Origin of the sequence: Streptomyces clavifer (assembly GCF_036345975.1) — a bacterium.
Taxonomy (GTDB): domain Bacteria; phylum Actinomycetota; class Actinomycetes; order Streptomycetales; family Streptomycetaceae; genus Streptomyces; species Streptomyces clavifer.
Genome location: NZ_CP107793.1, coordinates 6,486,727 through 6,500,785 on the forward strand (window position 1 = coordinate 6,486,727; position 14,059 = coordinate 6,500,785).

General features: G+C 71.7%; 16 protein-coding genes. 7 read left to right on the forward strand and 9 right to left on the reverse strand.

All coding sequences use genetic code 11. The features are described 5' to 3' along the window. Nucleotides 1–18: 18 nt before the first annotated feature. A complete protein-coding gene (locus OG927_RS28160) occupies nt 19–951 on the forward strand; it encodes a ribokinase (protein ID WP_124280595.1) in 933 nt (310 codons plus the stop codon). Next, the gene (rbsD, locus tag OG927_RS28165) at nt 948–1,337 is read left to right on the forward strand and encodes a D-ribose pyranase (RefSeq protein WP_056792289.1); all 390 of its coding nucleotides are present in this window, start codon (nt 948–950) and stop codon (nt 1,335–1,337) included. Before OG927_RS28160 ends, rbsD begins: the two co-directional genes overlap by 4 nt. 73 nt (nt 1,338–1,410) lie before the next feature. On the opposite strand, the gene OG927_RS28170 is transcribed toward rbsD, so the two are convergent. Both OG927_RS28170 and OG927_RS28175 read right to left on the reverse strand, forming a co-directional pair. Then, the gene (locus OG927_RS28170; RefSeq protein ID WP_274922814.1) at nt 1,411–2,055 is read right to left on the reverse strand and encodes a PASTA domain-containing protein; all 645 of its coding nucleotides are present in this window, start codon (nt 2,053–2,055) and stop codon (nt 1,411–1,413) included. A gap of 302 nt (nt 2,056–2,357) precedes the next feature. Beyond that, nucleotides 2,358–2,684: a hypothetical protein gene (locus OG927_RS28175; RefSeq protein WP_330320987.1), complete on the reverse strand. Its 327-nt coding sequence runs from the start codon at nt 2,682–2,684 to the stop codon at nt 2,358–2,360. Nucleotides 2,685–2,936: 252 nt separating this feature from the next. Between OG927_RS28175 and OG927_RS28180 the strand changes: the two genes are divergently transcribed. From OG927_RS28180 to OG927_RS28190, 3 genes are all read left to right on the forward strand, one after another. Then, nucleotides 2,937–4,331 carry a hypothetical protein gene (locus tag OG927_RS28180; protein WP_330320988.1) on the forward strand — a complete coding sequence of 465 codons (1,395 nt, stop codon included), beginning with the start codon at nt 2,937–2,939 and terminating at the stop codon, nt 4,329–4,331. 74 nt (nt 4,332–4,405) lie between these two features. Continuing rightward, nucleotides 4,406–5,680 carry an AAA family ATPase gene (locus OG927_RS28185; protein ID WP_330320989.1) on the forward strand — a complete coding sequence of 425 codons (1,275 nt, stop codon included), beginning with the start codon at nt 4,406–4,408 and terminating at the stop codon, nt 5,678–5,680. Then, a complete protein-coding gene (locus OG927_RS28190; RefSeq protein WP_330320990.1) occupies nt 5,677–6,915 on the forward strand; it encodes a vWA domain-containing protein in 1,239 nt (412 codons plus the stop codon). Before OG927_RS28185 ends, OG927_RS28190 begins: the two co-directional genes overlap by 4 nt. Here OG927_RS28190 and OG927_RS28195 read toward each other — a convergent pair. From OG927_RS28195 to OG927_RS28210, 4 genes are all read right to left on the reverse strand, one after another. Continuing rightward, entirely contained in the window at nt 6,864–7,472 is a 609-nt protein-coding gene (locus OG927_RS28195; protein ID WP_241191683.1) for a hypothetical protein, read from the reverse strand. The two genes, OG927_RS28190 and OG927_RS28195, sit on opposite strands and share 52 nt — an antisense overlap. After that, nucleotides 7,469–8,014: a hypothetical protein gene (locus tag OG927_RS28200; RefSeq protein WP_056792293.1), complete on the reverse strand. Its 546-nt coding sequence runs from the start codon at nt 8,012–8,014 to the stop codon at nt 7,469–7,471. The genes OG927_RS28195 and OG927_RS28200 overlap by 4 nt, the downstream gene beginning before the upstream one ends. A gap of 122 nt (nt 8,015–8,136) precedes the next feature. Continuing rightward, nucleotides 8,137–9,135, reverse strand: coding sequence for a class I SAM-dependent methyltransferase (locus OG927_RS28205; protein WP_056792294.1), 999 nt, complete (start codon nt 9,133–9,135; stop codon nt 8,137–8,139). Between the two features lie 162 nt (nt 9,136–9,297). Then, complete coding sequence (locus OG927_RS28210; RefSeq protein ID WP_124280590.1) at nt 9,298–9,771, reverse strand: ATP-binding protein; 474 nt, start codon at nt 9,769–9,771, stop codon at nt 9,298–9,300. Nucleotides 9,772–9,882: 111 nt separating this feature from the next. Between OG927_RS28210 and OG927_RS28215 the strand changes: the two genes are divergently transcribed. Next, complete coding sequence (locus tag OG927_RS28215) at nt 9,883–10,746, forward strand: helix-turn-helix domain-containing protein (protein WP_330320991.1); 864 nt, start codon at nt 9,883–9,885, stop codon at nt 10,744–10,746. Further along, nucleotides 10,743–10,940 carry a DUF397 domain-containing protein gene (locus OG927_RS28220; RefSeq protein WP_330320992.1) on the forward strand — a complete coding sequence of 66 codons (198 nt, stop codon included), beginning with the start codon at nt 10,743–10,745 and terminating at the stop codon, nt 10,938–10,940. Before OG927_RS28215 ends, OG927_RS28220 begins: the two co-directional genes overlap by 4 nt. Before the next feature lie 78 nt (nt 10,941–11,018). Here OG927_RS28220 and argG read toward each other — a convergent pair whose 3' ends face one another. The 3 genes from argG to OG927_RS28235 all read right to left on the reverse strand — a co-directional run bounded on the left by argG (nt 11,019) and on the right by OG927_RS28235 (nt 14,043). Further along, a complete protein-coding gene (argG, locus tag OG927_RS28225) occupies nt 11,019–12,467 on the reverse strand; it encodes an argininosuccinate synthase (RefSeq protein ID WP_124280588.1) in 1,449 nt (482 codons plus the stop codon). 112 nt (nt 12,468–12,579) lie between these two features. Continuing rightward, nucleotides 12,580–13,293, reverse strand: coding sequence for a LuxR C-terminal-related transcriptional regulator (locus tag OG927_RS28230; protein WP_124280587.1), 714 nt, complete (start codon nt 13,291–13,293; stop codon nt 12,580–12,582). An 81-nt stretch (nt 13,294–13,374) separates the two neighbouring features. Continuing rightward, nucleotides 13,375–14,043, reverse strand: a complete 669-nt coding sequence (locus OG927_RS28235; RefSeq protein WP_124280586.1) for a response regulator — start codon at nt 14,041–14,043, stop codon at nt 13,375–13,377. Between the last annotated feature and the right edge of the window lie 16 nt (nt 14,044–14,059).

Here is a 14,059-nt window from a genome sequence, read left to right on the forward strand (position 1 = left end):
AGGAAGGCAGCACCACACATGTACGAGAACGAGGACCCCGCCCCCGCCCGGTACGACCTCCTGGTCGTCGGCTCGGCCAACGCCGACCTGGTCATCGGCGTCGACCGGCGCCCCGCACCGGGAGAGACGGTGCTCGGCACCGACCTCGTCGTCCACCCGGGCGGCAAGGGGGCCAACCAGGCAGTCGCCGCCGGACGCCTCGGCGCCCGTACGGCCCTGCTGGCCCGGGTCGGTGACGACGCCCACGGCCGTCTGCTGCTGGAGTCGCAGCGGGCGGCGGGCGTCGACACCGGCGGGGTCCTCGTCGGCGGGGCGCCCACCGGAGTCGCCCTGATCACGGTGGACCCCTCGGGCGACAACAGCATCGTCGTCTCCCCGGGGGCCAACGGCCGGCTCACACCGGCCGACATCAGGGCGGCGGCACCCCTGTTCGACGCCGCCCGCGTCGTCTCCGTCCAGCTGGAGATCCCTCTGGACACGGTGGCGGAGACGGCCCGCGTCCTCGCCCCCGGCACCCGGCTCGTGCTCAACCCGTCGCCGCCCGCGCCCCTGCCCGAGGACGTCCTGACGGCCTGCGATCCGCTGGTGCTCAACGAGCACGAGGCCCGCTACCTCCTGGGGGAGACGGCGGGCAGCGCCCCGGAGGACTGGGCCCGCGCCCTCCTCACCCACGGTCCGCGCTCGGTCGTGGTCACCCTCGGCGGGGAGGGCGCCCTGGTCGCCGACAGCCGCGGCGACGGCGCCCCCGTGCGCGTACCGAGCCCCAAGGTCGACGCGGTCGACACGACGGGCGCGGGCGACGCGTTCACCGCCGCCCTGGCATGGCGCCTCGGACTCGGGGACGAGCTGGCCGAGGCCGCCGCGTTCGCCGTCCGGGTGGGCGCGGCGGCCGTCACCCGACAGGGCGCCCAGGCGTCCTTCCCCACCGCTGAAGAGGTCGTCGCGCTGTGAAGAAGTCTGGCATCCTCAACCGTCATCTCGCTGGTGCGCTGGCCGAGTTGGGACACGGCGACGGCGTCCTGATCTGCGACGTCGGCATGCCCGTCCCGCCCGGCCCCCGCGTCGTCGACCTGGCCTTCCGGGCCGGCGTCCCGGCCTTCGCCGAGGTGCTCGACGGACTGCTCGACGAGCTGGTGGTGGAGGCCGCGACAGCGGCCGAGGAAATACGCGACGGCAACCCGGAGACCGCCCGCCTCCTGGCCGCCCGCCTCCCGGCACTCACCCACGTCCCGCACGCCGAGCTCAAGGCGCTGTCGGCCGGGGCACGGCTGGTGGTGCGGACGGGAGAGGCACGCCCGTACGCCAACGTACTGCTGCGGTGCGGGGTCTTCTTCTGACCCCGGGGCGGGCGCCCGGTCCGGCCGTTGCCCACTGACCGGCCCGGTTCGGCCGGATGTTCTGTTCACTTGCCTACGGACAGTTCTCCTCGTACTTCACCGCGGTGAAGTCGACGGGCTGCCCGTTGAGGGCGGTCCCGGGGGCGGGTGACTGGGTGCACACCTGCCAGTTGCTTTCCAGCAGGACCATGCGGTCCTGTGCCGCGTCCGTCGTTGTGACCGAAGTACCCGAATCCAAGGCGCCACGGGCTGCCTTGACGGACTTTCCGACCAGGTTCGGCATGGTGTCGCCTGCCGCTTCGGGCGCCTTGGCATCGCCGGCCGGGCAGGTCTCATCGAGCTTCACCGCACCGAAGTCCAGCTTCGTGTCGACCGGCACCGTCGTGCCGGCCTTGATGCTCTGGGAGCACACCTTCCAGTTCCGGTCGAGGGCCTGCAGGCGGTCCCGGCCGGCGCTGTCGTGTGAGGTCAGCAAGTAGAAGCCTTCAGCCTGCGCCTTGTCCTGAGCGGACTGCAGGCCCATGCCGACGAAGTCGAGGACCGCCCTGGACTCGGCTGGCTTGTCCTCCTCCTGGGACGGTGTCGCGTCAGGGGTGGCAGCAGAGGACTCGGAAGCTGCTGGTGCTGCGGGCTTCGGATTCGTGGCGGCCGGGTCACAGCCGACCAAAGCCACGGCGGTCAGACAGACGAGTGCGGTGGTGAGAGCGCGGATATTCAAGATGTCCCCCAAGAGCGGTTCGCGAAGGCATGACCGTAGCGGTGCGGTATGTGCCCGGGGAGCAGGATGTTCCGGTAGTGACGGAGTTGTGACCAACCGTGGTGGATCAATGTGCGAGGACTACGGCGGGGCGGGGTGTCACTTGTCCGGCGTGCGTGACCTGAAGGCGGCGCCGGCCGGACGAGAAGCCCTGGACAGGCTCGATGTGCCGGATCGAGGCGTGTCCGGCGAACGTACGGAGCGGCGGCACCCACGGGCGTCCATCCTGTGGGCCGACGTCAATGGTGACCATCCCCGGGTCCTCAAGGCGTGACGTAGTCGCCCCAGCCGAACGTCGCGACGTAGGCCCGTCGGACCGCGTTCCCGCCGCGCGCGCCCCGGAGGTGGACCACCGCCAGGGCGAGGGTGAACCAGGTGGCGCAGGCTCCGGTGGCGAGCAGTACCCAGCGGGAACCGGAGAAGCCGGCGGCCACGAGCAACGCGCCAATGGTCAGGGCCAGTCCGAGGTGTGCGCCGCCCACATCGGCTGCGAGCAGGTGCCGTACGGGCTTCCGGTCCTTGCGGAGGTCTCGTGTGCGGCGGTCGCGCGACGTCTCGCCGTCCGGGCCCGGCCGGTCGGAGTGTGGCATGAGGATCCCCCTCCGTCCCCCACATTCTGAACGACGGAAGCGTCCGTGAGGCGGTCAATTGCGTGAACCGTCCGGTGCGGAGACCTGCCGGACGGGACCGTCCAGCATCCTCCCGGCAACCGCTGCCGTCGCGCCCTGCGACGTACCGCCCTGAAATGCCTGGCAGTTCGGGGAGGCGCCCGTTAGGCTGCCCGCGATGATGACTCACTCCGTTCTCAGATTGGGGGACCCGTCCGCGCAAGGTGAGTGCTGATGCTCACTCAGACCGCGAATAGGGATTCCCACCCGTCCTTCTGGCTGCGCGTGCGCGAGTTCGCCGTGCCGCCCTCCATGATCGAGACTGCGACCGTCCGCCGCGGAGCCGGCGACTGGGCAGGGGCGTGCGCCGCTGCAGGCGTCGACGTCGATCTCGACCTACGGTCCGTGGCGCGTGTCCACGGGCAGGAATGCGCGGCCCTGATCCGGGCCGATCTGCGCCATCTCGCACCCGACCTGCTGCGCTGGCACATGCCGAGGATCGCTCCGCACGGTCTGCTGCGTCCGGGCCTGACCATCGCCCTGGCCCGGTACGACGCCGGGGTGCGCGACGGGGCGCGTGCGTTGCACCTCGTGGTCCGGACTCCGCCTGCCTGGGCGGACGCCGGCCAGCGGTTCAGCCTCGGACTGTGGGACGGGTCCCACTCCGAGGCGGGCGCCCGCCGCCATCCGCACCCCCACCCCAACCGCCGGTTCCGCCTCGACCTGCACCGTCACCTCTGGGACGCCCGCAGGGCTGGCGAACTGCGGGTCCGCGCAGGGGCCGTGCCGCAGCCCGCCGGTCCTCCTGAGGTGGACCCGCGGGTGCGGGAAGGGGTGCCGCCGGGGCGGCACTGTGCCGTCGACCGGTGGGCCGCCGAAACGGGGGTGCTGCTGCGCTCCGAAGGGCTGACGAGCGGTTCCTTCACCGTACGGTTCGGGTCCCGGCAGCGGCTCCACCTGGACCTGGCGGCCGACGGGGACGCCCCGTCCTCCGTGCGCCTCGCGGAGCAGCCTCCCGGAAGCGGCGCCCCGCCGCCACCGGTCCTGCCGGACGCGGCGACCTGGGCCCTTCCCGACCTGGAACTCCTGCGCACCGGCTCGATCGAGCCCGGACGGCTCCACCCGCTGGTCGTCGCGGCACTGGTCCCGGATCACACACCCGCCGGAGTGCCCCGGACTCCGCACGGGACGGGACAGCCGCGTCTCGTTGAGTGCCGGGGGGCCCGGCACCGGATCGGCCTGGTCGACGGAGTCCTGGTCCCACTGGACCACGGCCCGGACGAGATCCGCCGGGAGGAACTCCTCGTCGCGCTGACCGGGACTCCGCTGCCCTGCCTGCGGGCCATCGACGAGGCGCACCGCCATCCGGACTGCCTCGCCGGGGTCCGCGAACGCCTGGACCACGGCGACACCGCCGGTGCGCTGGCCGTCGTCGAGGGCCTGCTCGGTCCCGGCGCGGTGCTGCGCAGCGGCGCCCTGCGGGACGAGCTGGAGGCGGCCGCGCAGCGGCGGATCGCGTACGGGCTGTTCAGGGCGGATCTGAGCGGCCCCGGACCCGTCCGCTACCGCCCGGACCACCCCCTCATCCGTGACCGCCACGCCCGCCCCCGCCACCTGACCTTCCGCTGACGTGACGGGGGCCCCGGTCCCCGCCGCATCCTCGGCACCTCCTTGTCCCGCCACGACCCACAAGGTGATCACCCATGTCCACATGCACCCGGCCCGCCACGACCGCCATCGCCTCCGGCCGTCCCCACCTCTCCCAACTCGACGTCGCCGACGGCCTGACGGCCCTGCTGCGCGACACCACCACCGAGCCGCGCCCCGACACCCAGCTGGAGGCACTGACGCTAGCCGTGGCCGCCGACCTGCCCGTACTCCTGTGGGGCGAGCCGGGCATCGGCAAGACCGCGGCCCTCACCCAGCTCGCCGTGTCCCTGGACCTCCCGCTGACCACGGTCATCGCCAGCGTGCACGAGCCGTCCGACTTCTCGGGGCTGCCCGTCATCGGGGACGACCCCGCGGAGAACGGTGTCCCGATGGCCCCGCCGGACTGGGCCGTACGCCTCGTCCGGGCCGGCCGGGGGCTGCTGTTCCTGGACGAGCTGTCCACCGCGCCGCCCGCCGTGCAGGCCGCCCTGCTCCGCCTCGTCCTCGAACGGCGGATCGGCACCCTGCAACTACCGCCCGGGGTCCGCATCGTGGCCGCAGCCAACCCGCGGTCCTCGGCCGCCGACGGGTGGGAACTCAGCCCGCCGCTGGCCAACCGGTTCGTCCACCTGAAGTGGACCCACGACCACGAGGTCGTCGTGCGTGGCCTCGGCGGTACGTGGCCCCGCGCCACCCTGCCGCAGCTCGACCCCGGGAAGCTGCCCGAGGCCGTGGACTTCGCCCGCCGCGCCGTGTGCGGACTCCTCGCCGCCCGGCCGAAGCTCGTGCACCAGATGCCCACCGGCGAGACGCGCCGCGGCGGCCCCTGGGCCTCGCCCCGGAGCTGGGACATGACCCTGAGCCTGATCGCCTTCGCGACCGCCGCCGGCTCCTCCCGGGAGGTGCTGTCCCTCCTGGTCAGGGGCACGGTGGGGGACGGGCCGGGGCTGGAACTGCTGGCGAGCCTGGACCGGTTGGACCTCCCGGACCCCGAGACGCTGCTCGCCGACCCGGCGGGCGCGGTCCTCCCCGAGCGCGGGGACCTGCGCCAGGCCGTCCTCGACGGTGTGGTGGCGGCGGTCCGCAACCGCCCCGAGAAGTCCCGTTGGGACGCGGCCTGGGCCCTCCTCGTGCGGGCGCTGGACACCGGCGCACCGGACCTCGTCGTCGTCCCGGCGACCACACTCGCCTCCCTGCGCCGGGAGGACTGGGACGTTCCGGAATCGATCGAACGGCTGGCCGGAGCGGTGTCCCTGTCCCGGCGCGCGGACCGGGCGGCGGACCGGGCGGCGGTCCGCACCGCGGCCGGCGCGAAGGCGCGCCGATGACAGCGGGCGACCCCGGGGCGCTGGACCTGGACAAGCTCTTCGCCGCCCGGCTGCACGCCGCCCGGGTCCGCCCCTACCTGGCGACGGCGCTCTTCGCCCTGCACGTGGTGGAGTCGCGGCGGGTACCGACGATGGCCGTCGACCGGCACTGGCGGTGCTACGTCTCGCCCGCGTTCGTGGCACGGACCTCGGAGGAGGAACTGGCCGGGGTGTGGGTGCACGAGGTGTCCCACCTGCTGCGCGACCACCACGGGCGCAGCGACCGGCTCGTTCGCGAGCGCGGGCTGACCGGCGCGGGTGAGCGGCTGCGGATGAACATCGCCGCCGACTGCGAGATCAACGACGACGTGTTCGGCGACGGACTGGTCGGGCCCGAGGACGCCGTCGCCCCGAGCCTCCTGGGGCTGCCCGGAGGACTGCTCATGGAGGAGTACCTCAGCCGCTTCCGGCTCGGCCCGCACACGCAGGACCTCGCCTGGCTGGACTGCGGCAGCGGCGCCGACGGGCTGGAACGCGGGTGGGACCTGGGACCTGACGGTGCGTACGGGCTCAGTGCGCAGGAGCGCGACGCGGTGCGCTTCCGGGTGGCGCAGGGCATCACCGGGCGTCCCGGGAACGCTCCGGAGGGCTGGCAGCGGTGGGCGGACGAGGCGTTCCACCCGCCCCAGGCGTGGCGGGAACTGCTGGGCGCGGCGGTCCGCTCGGCGGCCACCGGCGGAGGAGCGGGCGAGGACTACACCTACGGCCGCCCGTCCCGGCGTTCCGCCTCCCTGCCGGGCATCGTCCTGCCCAGCCTCCGGCGCATGCCGCCCCGGGTGTCGGTGGTCATCGACACCTCCGGTTCCGTGAGCGACGCCGAACTGGGCAGCGCACTCCTCGAAGTGACAGCCATCTCCCGGGCCGTGGGCGGTCGGCGGGACCTGGTCAGCGTCCTGTCCTGCGACGCCTCGGCCGGGGTCGTGCATCCGCTGTGCCGTGCGGAGGGGATCCCGCTGGTCGGCGGCGGGGGCACGGATCTGCGCACGGGCTTCGCCAAGGCGCTCCGGACGCAGCCCCGGCCGGACGTGATCGTGGTGCTGACCGACGGACAGACGCCCTGGCCGAGCACGCAGCCCTCCTGCCGGACGGTGGTGGGCCTGTTCCCCCGGCACGGGTCGGGCTCCTGGGACGAGGACGATCCCGACTACGTCCCGGACTCGCCGCCCGCGTGGGCCCGCGTAGTCGAGATCGGGTAGCGCACGCGCTCCAGCACCGCGGAGGGGAGCCGGAAGTGCTCGGTCACGATGCGCACCGTGAGGGCGCCGTCCGCGTTGAAGCCGGGGTCGGTGTCGTACGGCGTGTCCCGGCCGACGATTCCGGCGTCCAGCAGTTCACGCACGAGCAGGTCGGCGGTGCCTCCGGCCCGCCGTGACTCGCGGCGGGCGCCGAAGTTGAAGTACGTCTGCTCGAACCCGCCGTGGCTGTAGGCGAACTGGAAGGGGTGCTCCGGGCAGTGCGGGACCATGTAGTTCTGCCCGTGCGGGCACGAGCAGGCAGGTGTGGACGCGAGGAACACCGTCTCCACGCGGTCCGGGCCGCTCGCCCGGTCCGCGTGACGGAAGCCGGTGATGTCGCGCGCCAGGTCCAGGACGGACACCCCTCCCGGGTCGGCGTCGTGCGTCACCCAGACCCAGCCCGACGACTCACCCGCGGCCACCGCGGGGCGCCCCGCCTCGGCGAAGACGGCGGACACGGTGGACAGGGTCATGCCCTTGCAGAACGTGACGAACGCGTTCTGAGTCGGCCTGCTCACTTCGATGCCACCTCTGCGGTCAGTGGGGGCGAGGGCAGGGCGAAGTAGTCGGCGATGACCTTCACCAGCCGCTCGTGGTCGTCGTAGAAATGGTCGAAACAGTCATGACCGAACTCGTCCGCCAGCCCGCACTCCGTGTCGGGGCCGATGATTCCGGCTGCCAGGAGCTCGGGAGACAGATGGTCAGGATTCGCGCCCACCCGGGTGCGGACGTCCTCGAAGCTGAACCAGAGGACGAGGTGCCCGTCGCGGTGGTACGCGAACGCGGGCGGGAAGCCCTTGGGGCTGCACGGCTGGGTCACGAACACGACGATCTCCGTGCCGTCCGGGCACAGGGCGTTGTAGTCGACGTCGTCGAAGTCCTCGATCTCCCCGTTGAGCATCTCGTGCACCGCCCACGCCCACCCGTCGGCCTCCCCGGACGCGAGGGGCTCCCGCTGCCGGTCGCGCAGGCCCTGGGTGAGCGTGCCGGCGGACGTGCCTCGGGCGAAGACGACGTTCACCTCGTGGTGGGGGAAGGCTCCCCGTATCCAACTGATCATGCGAGCACCCTAGATGCGTGCTCTGACAGCCCGAGTCCCCGCGTTCGCCGCCTCACTTCAGGGTGAGCCGGTGAGCCGGGGCGCGGACATGCAGGACACGGGCGTGGCGCACACGCCCCCGCTCAGTTGGCCCGGGACCGCCCCGTCAACTTCCTGATCAGCCTGGAGAGGCCGGTGGGCGCGTTGCCGGGAGGGGCGGCCTCGTCGAGCGCCTTCCTCAGCTGGGCGAAGTGGTCCTTGCGGGTGCGGTCCAGGTACGGGTCCGAGGTCAGCGGCTCGGCGATCTTCCAGGCGCGGCGGGGGTCGCCGTCGTAGTGGGCGACGTAGGCCTTGGCGAGTTCGATCACGGCCTTGAACGGGATCCCGTCGGTGTGGTCCCGGTCGACGACGTCCTGGACGGCCGACATCAGCTCCAGCTTCCGGTCGGTGCTGAAGGAGTCCTCGGCGATGGCCCGCAGCACGTGCCGGGGGATGGGCCTGACCACCTCGAAGGCCAGGGTGGAGCGGATGGGCGGTCCGGGGAACTCGATGTACGGCAGCAGCAGGCCGGTGCTGTAGTGCAGCCAGGGCAGCCGGGGGCTGGCGAAGTCCTGGTGGAGCACCACGGATCCCGGCTCCAGGCGCGGCAGGAATCGCTCGGCCACGCAGCGGAAGACCCGCGCCGTCTTCGCGATGTCGACGTGCAGGAATTCGATGGGGCTGTGGTCCTCCGGATCGGAGGTCTGCCAGATGTCACCGGGGTGCAGTTCGATGAAGTCGATGAACGGCGTCAGCTTGGCCTTGAAATCGTCGAGGAAGGAGTTGCTGTCCTCCGGTGCCACCCCGGCCGAGAAGAATTTCTCCGAGGCGAAGGTCCCCTTGCCGACCCGGAAGAAGTCGTAGGCGTGCAGCCTGTCGAGCTGCCTGTCGAAGTCGGGATTCTCCGACAGGCCGAGTGCGAACGCGTACGTCGACCCGCCGCCGCCCGAACCGAGCTCTATCGCCTTGCCCGCCCCGGTCAGCCGGTGGCGGCCCAGCAGGTACAGGAAGCGCAGTTCCCAAGCGCTCACCTGGGAGTAGGGGATCGTGTCCGGGAGTTCGACGTCGTCGAGCCGGAGGTAGAGCTTGCTGAGGGGCGTCACGGGTACCTCGCGGAATCGTCGGGTGGACGGGTCGAGATTAACGTCGTGCGGCGGAGATCCGTCCGTGAAAACCGGCGGTGAATTCGAGGATTTCCCCGGCTGCCACATTCCGTCCGGACGGTGTTGGGCGGACGTTCCCTTTGCGGATCCGCGCTTCTTCGGCTATACGGACACGACTTCCAGAACGGCCCAGACGGTCTTTCCCGGGCCGTCGGCACACGGGTACCAGCCCCAGCGGTCGGCGAGGGCGGCGACGAGGACCAGGCCGCGACCGCCCTCGCTCTCCTGGTCGGCCGACGCCGTATCGGCTGCGGCCGGGAGCCGTTCGCCCCGGGTGTCGGTGACCTCGACGCGGATCGCCGATCCCTCGGCCGAGAGGCGGAGCCGGAAGTCACGGCCGGACACGTGGCCGTGGCGCACGGCGTTGGCGCAGAGCTCGGCGACGGTCAGCGTCACCGCGTCGTGCGCGTCACCGCCGTACGGGACGCCCCAGGCGTCGAGGCGCTCCCCGGCCAGACGGCGGGCGAGGCGGGCGCCGCGCGGGGTGGAGCTGAAGCACATCGTGAAGTGGTGCCACGGAAAGCGGGGCCGGGTCGTGCGGACGGGGCGTACGGGGAGGGGCTTCCTGCTGGTCATGGCTCCACGTTGCCCTCCGGTGGCGTAGCGTGACCAGCGGTGACGCGCGGTCGCGGTCCGGCTGTACGCGGTGTGCGTCCGGCTTGTACGCGCAGGGGACAGGCGGTGGCGATGACGCAGGACGAGACGGTCGCGGTGGGGACGGATGCGCCGTCCGGGGCGAGACCGGACGGCGAGCAGGGCAACGGGGTCGCGGTCGCGTTCGGACGGCAGTTGAAGCTGCTCCGGGTGCGGGCGGGGCTGGACCGGGCGGAGTTCGGGCAGCGGATGGGATACGCGGCCCAGTCCGTCGCCTCGTTCGAGCAGGGGAGGCGGATCCCGCAGCCCGCGTTCGTGGACAAGGCGGACCGGCTGCTGGAGGCCGGGGGGCTGCTGGTGGCGTTGAAGGAGGAGCTGGCACGGTCGCAGTACCCGGCGTTCTTCCGGGATGCTGCGCGCTTGGAGACCGAGGCGCTGGAGCTGTACCTGTATGCGGTGAGCGCGGTTCCTGGGCTCCTGCAGACCGAGGCGTACACCCGTGCCCTGCTTGCTATGCGGCGCCCTCTACTCGATGAAGACACGATCGAACAACGCGTGTTGGCGCGCGTCGCTCGACAGGAGGTGCTCAAGCGATGGCCTGCTCCCTTGATCAGTTTCGTGATCGAGGAGGCTGTGATGAGACGGCCTTTCGGCGGATTCGGTGTGCTGCGGGGCGTGTTCGAGCAGATGCTGCTCGTGGGGCGTCAGCGCAGCGTCGAAATTCAAATCATGCCGACGGTCCGTGAAGACAACGCCGGACTCGATGGGCCGTTCACCCTGATCACGTGCCGGAGCGGCGAACAACTTGCGTACTTGGAGGTACAGGGGCGCAGCATCCTGTTGACCGATCGTGACGAGGTGCGCTCACTGTCGGCACGCTATGGGATCATCCGTTCGCAGGCTCTGACTCCGCAGGAGTCTCTGGGATTTATCGAGAAGTTGCTGGGAGAGCTATGAACACCATCGATGCTCCTGCCACGCAGGAGCCGGTTTGGTTCAAGAGCAGCTACAGCGGGGCTGAAGGCGGCGAGTGCGTCGAGGTCGCCGCCGCCGCCCTCGTGCACATTCGGGACTCGAAGCAGTTCGACGGCCCCGTGATGACCGTGACCCCCGCGGCATGGGCCGGATTCGTAGGGCTCGTCACCAGCTGACCCCGTACGCGAAAGGGTCCCGCCGCGCGGCCGTACCGGCAGCGTGACGGGACCCTCCCGCGTGGCGGACGGGCCGGACTAGTCGGTGCCGAACTCCATCGCGGCGCGGTCCAGCATCTCGTCGTCGTCCGCGGACTTGCCGCGGGAGGCGATGACCTCGGCGCCGCCCTCCGGCATCGCGCCGATCAGGCCCGTGGGCTCGGTCGGGGCAGTGCCGAGGAGGGCCGCGTGGGCGTTGCCTACGATGCCGAGACCGGCGTACTGCTCCAGCTTGGCGCGGGAGTCCGCGATGTCGAGGTTGCGCATGGTGAGCTGGCCGATCCGGTCGACCGGGCCGAACGCCGAGTTGTCGGTGCGCTCCATGGACAGCTTGTCCGGGTGGTAGCTGAACGCCGGGCCGGAGGTGTTCATGACCGAGTAGTCCTCGCCGCGCCGCAGCCGCAGGGTCACCTCGCCGGTGACCGCCGCGCCCACCCAGCGCTGCAGCGACTCGCGGACCATGAGCGCCTGCGGGTCGAGCCAGCGGCCCTCGTACATGAGGCGGCCGAGGCGCCGGCCCTCGTTGTGGTACTGCGCGACCGTGTCCTCGTTGTGGATCGCGTTGACCAGGCGCTCGTACACGGCGTGCAGCAGTGCCATGCCCGGGGCCTCGTAGATGCCGCGGCTCTTGGCCTCGATGATCCGGTTCTCGATCTGGTCGGACATGCCCATGCCGTGGCGGCCGCCGATGGCGTTCGCCTCCATCACCAGGTCGACCGGGGAGGCGAACTCCTTGCCGTTGATCGTCACCGGGCGGCCCTGCTCGAAACCGACGGTGACGTCCTCGGCGGCGATCTCGACCGACGGGTCCCAGAACCGGACGCCCATGATCGGGTCGACGGTCTCGACGCCGGTGTCGAGGTGCTCCAGGGTCTTGGCCTCGTGGGTGGCGCCCCAGATGTTGGCGTCGGTGGAGTAGGCCTTCTCGGTGCTGTCCCGGTAGGGGAGGTCGTGGGCCAGCAGCCACTCCGACATCTCCTTGCGGCCGCCGAGCTCGGTGACGAAGTCGGCGTCGAGCCACGGCTTGTAGATCCGCAGGTGCGGGTTGGCGAGCAGGCCGTAGCGGTAGAACCGCTCGATGTCATTGCCCTTGAACGTGGAGCCGTCGCCCCAGATCTGCACGTCGTCCTCGAGCATCGCCCGGACCAGCAGGGTGCCGGTCACGGCACGCCCGAGCGGCGTCGTGTTGAAGTACGCGCGCCCGCCCGAGCGGATGTGGAACGCACCGCAGGTGAGCGCGGCCAGGCCCTCCTCGACCAGTGCCGCACGGCAGTCGACCAGGCGTGCGATCTCGGCACCGTAGGCCGTCGCACGGCCGGGCACCGACGCGATGTCGGGCTCGTCGTACTGGCCGATGTCGGCGGTGTAGGTGCACGGGACTGCGCCCTTGTCGCGCATCCACGCGACCGCGACGGAGGTGTCGAGTCCGCCGGAGAAGGCGATGCCGACGCGCTCGCCGGTGGGCAGGGAGGTGAGAACCTTAGACATAGGAAGAGTATGCGTCATTTCGCATGATCATGCAATGTGGGGTCGGTGCTCCTGCGGGCGGTGGTTCACCGCACGTCCGCGTACCGCGTGTCGCCGATGCGGAGGAAACCGCCTACCCGCACGCGGCCGCCCGCAGGAGGCCGGATTCGTAGGCGAAGGTCACCGCCTGCACCCGCGTGCGGGCCCCGATCTTGTGCATGACCCGGCCGACATGCGTCTTGACGGTGCTCGGGGCGATGCTCAGCCAATCGGCGATCTCGGCGTTGCTGTGGCCCGACGCGACGGCGACGAGCACGTCGCGTTCCCGACGGGTCAGGCCGTGGAGCCGGGTGAGCTGATCGTCGAGGCGGACGGCGGACAGCCGACGGACCGCCTCGATGATCGCGCGGGGCGCGTCCGGGGAGAGGACGGCCCTACCGGCGCTCACGTCCCGGATGGCCGCCACGAGCTCCTCCGGGGTCGCCCCGTCCGTCAGCAGCCCGACCGCCCCGGCGCGCAGGGCCCCGAGCGCGTACTCCCGGTCGCCGGCGGGGGCCAGCGCGAGTACGCCAGGAGGGCGTGCGTCCTGCGGCGCCGTCAGGTGGGGTGACGCGAGAACCCGGGGGAGCGGGGGGCGTGCGATGCGGCGGATGGCTTCGAGGCCGGCGCCGCCGGTGAACCGGCCGCCCACCAGGACGACATCGGGCCCCAGCGCGGTGCTCATGCCGATCGCTTCCGCTCCGGTCGCCGCCTGCCCGACTACGGTCAGGCCGGGTTCGGCGGTCAGCCTGCCACGCAGGCCGTCGTGCAGCAGGAAATGGTTGTCGAGGACGAGTACGCGCACCATGCCTGATCTGTTCGTAGGGGGGCTCGGCGGCACGCGGAGGCGGCACGCCGCAGTGGATACGGGCGACCGCGCCGGCGGTGCCTAGGGTTTCGCCCGGACGAGGCCGGCGTCGTACGCGACGATCACCGCCTGCACCCGGTCGCGTGCGCCTATCTTGGAGAGGACCCGTCCGACGTGCTTCTTCACCGTGGACTCGGAGAGCACGAAGTGCCCGGCGATCTCCGCGTTCGTCCATCCCTGACCGACGGCGACGAGCACCTCGCGTTCCCGGTCGCTCAGTTTCGCCACGCGCGGGTCCTCGGCGGCGGACGTGTCCGTGGGGGCGAGGACCTGGTGGGCGTAGGCGTCGAGGAGGCGGCGCGTCAGGCGGGGGGCGACGACGGCGTCGCCGGTCGCCACCGCCTGGATGCCCGCGATGATCTCCTCGGGGCGCGCGTCCTTGAGGAGGAAACCGCTGGCGCCCGCCCGCAGCCCGTCGTGGGCGTATTCGTCGAGGTCGAAGGTGGTGACGATCAGGACGCGGGTACGGCCTCCCGCGGCGACGATCCGGCGGGTGGCCTCCAGACCGTCCATGCCCGGCATACGGATGTCCATGAGGGCGACGTCGGGGTGGAGTTCGGCCGCCAGGCGGACAGCCTCGGCCCCGTGCGAGGCCTCGCCGACGGGCGTCATGCCCGGTGTCCCCTCCAGGAGCATGCGGAAACCGAGGCGCTGCATGGGCTGGTCGTCAACGATCAGCACGGTCGTCATGACGGGGACTCTCCTG

What these genes read in the sequence shown, in the direction of transcription:
- OG927_RS28160 (WP_124280595.1), top strand. Translation starts at nt 19, where the DNA reads ATGTACGAGAACGAGGACCCCGCCCCCGCCCGGTACGACCTCCTGGTC.
- OG927_RS28175 (WP_330320987.1), bottom strand. Translation starts at nt 2,684, where the DNA reads ATGCCACACTCCGACCGGCCGGGCCCGGACGGCGAGACGTCGCGCGAC.
- OG927_RS28180 (WP_330320988.1), top strand. Translation starts at nt 2,937, where the DNA reads ATGCTCACTCAGACCGCGAATAGGGATTCCCACCCGTCCTTCTGGCTG.
- OG927_RS28185 (WP_330320989.1), top strand. Translation starts at nt 4,406, where the DNA reads ATGTCCACATGCACCCGGCCCGCCACGACCGCCATCGCCTCCGGCCGT.
- OG927_RS28190 (WP_330320990.1), top strand. Translation starts at nt 5,677, where the DNA reads ATGACAGCGGGCGACCCCGGGGCGCTGGACCTGGACAAGCTCTTCGCC.
- OG927_RS28200 (WP_056792293.1), bottom strand. Translation starts at nt 8,014, where the DNA reads ATGATCAGTTGGATACGGGGAGCCTTCCCCCACCACGAGGTGAACGTC.
- OG927_RS28210 (WP_124280590.1), bottom strand. Translation starts at nt 9,771, where the DNA reads ATGACCAGCAGGAAGCCCCTCCCCGTACGCCCCGTCCGCACGACCCGG.
- OG927_RS28215 (WP_330320991.1), top strand. Translation starts at nt 9,883, where the DNA reads ATGACGCAGGACGAGACGGTCGCGGTGGGGACGGATGCGCCGTCCGGG.
- OG927_RS28220 (WP_330320992.1), top strand. Translation starts at nt 10,743, where the DNA reads ATGAACACCATCGATGCTCCTGCCACGCAGGAGCCGGTTTGGTTCAAG.
- argG (WP_124280588.1), bottom strand. Translation starts at nt 12,467, where the DNA reads ATGTCTAAGGTTCTCACCTCCCTGCCCACCGGCGAGCGCGTCGGCATC.
- OG927_RS28230 (WP_124280587.1), bottom strand. Translation starts at nt 13,293, where the DNA reads ATGGTGCGCGTACTCGTCCTCGACAACCATTTCCTGCTGCACGACGGC.
- OG927_RS28235 (WP_124280586.1), bottom strand. Translation starts at nt 14,043, where the DNA reads ATGACGACCGTGCTGATCGTTGACGACCAGCCCATGCAGCGCCTCGGT.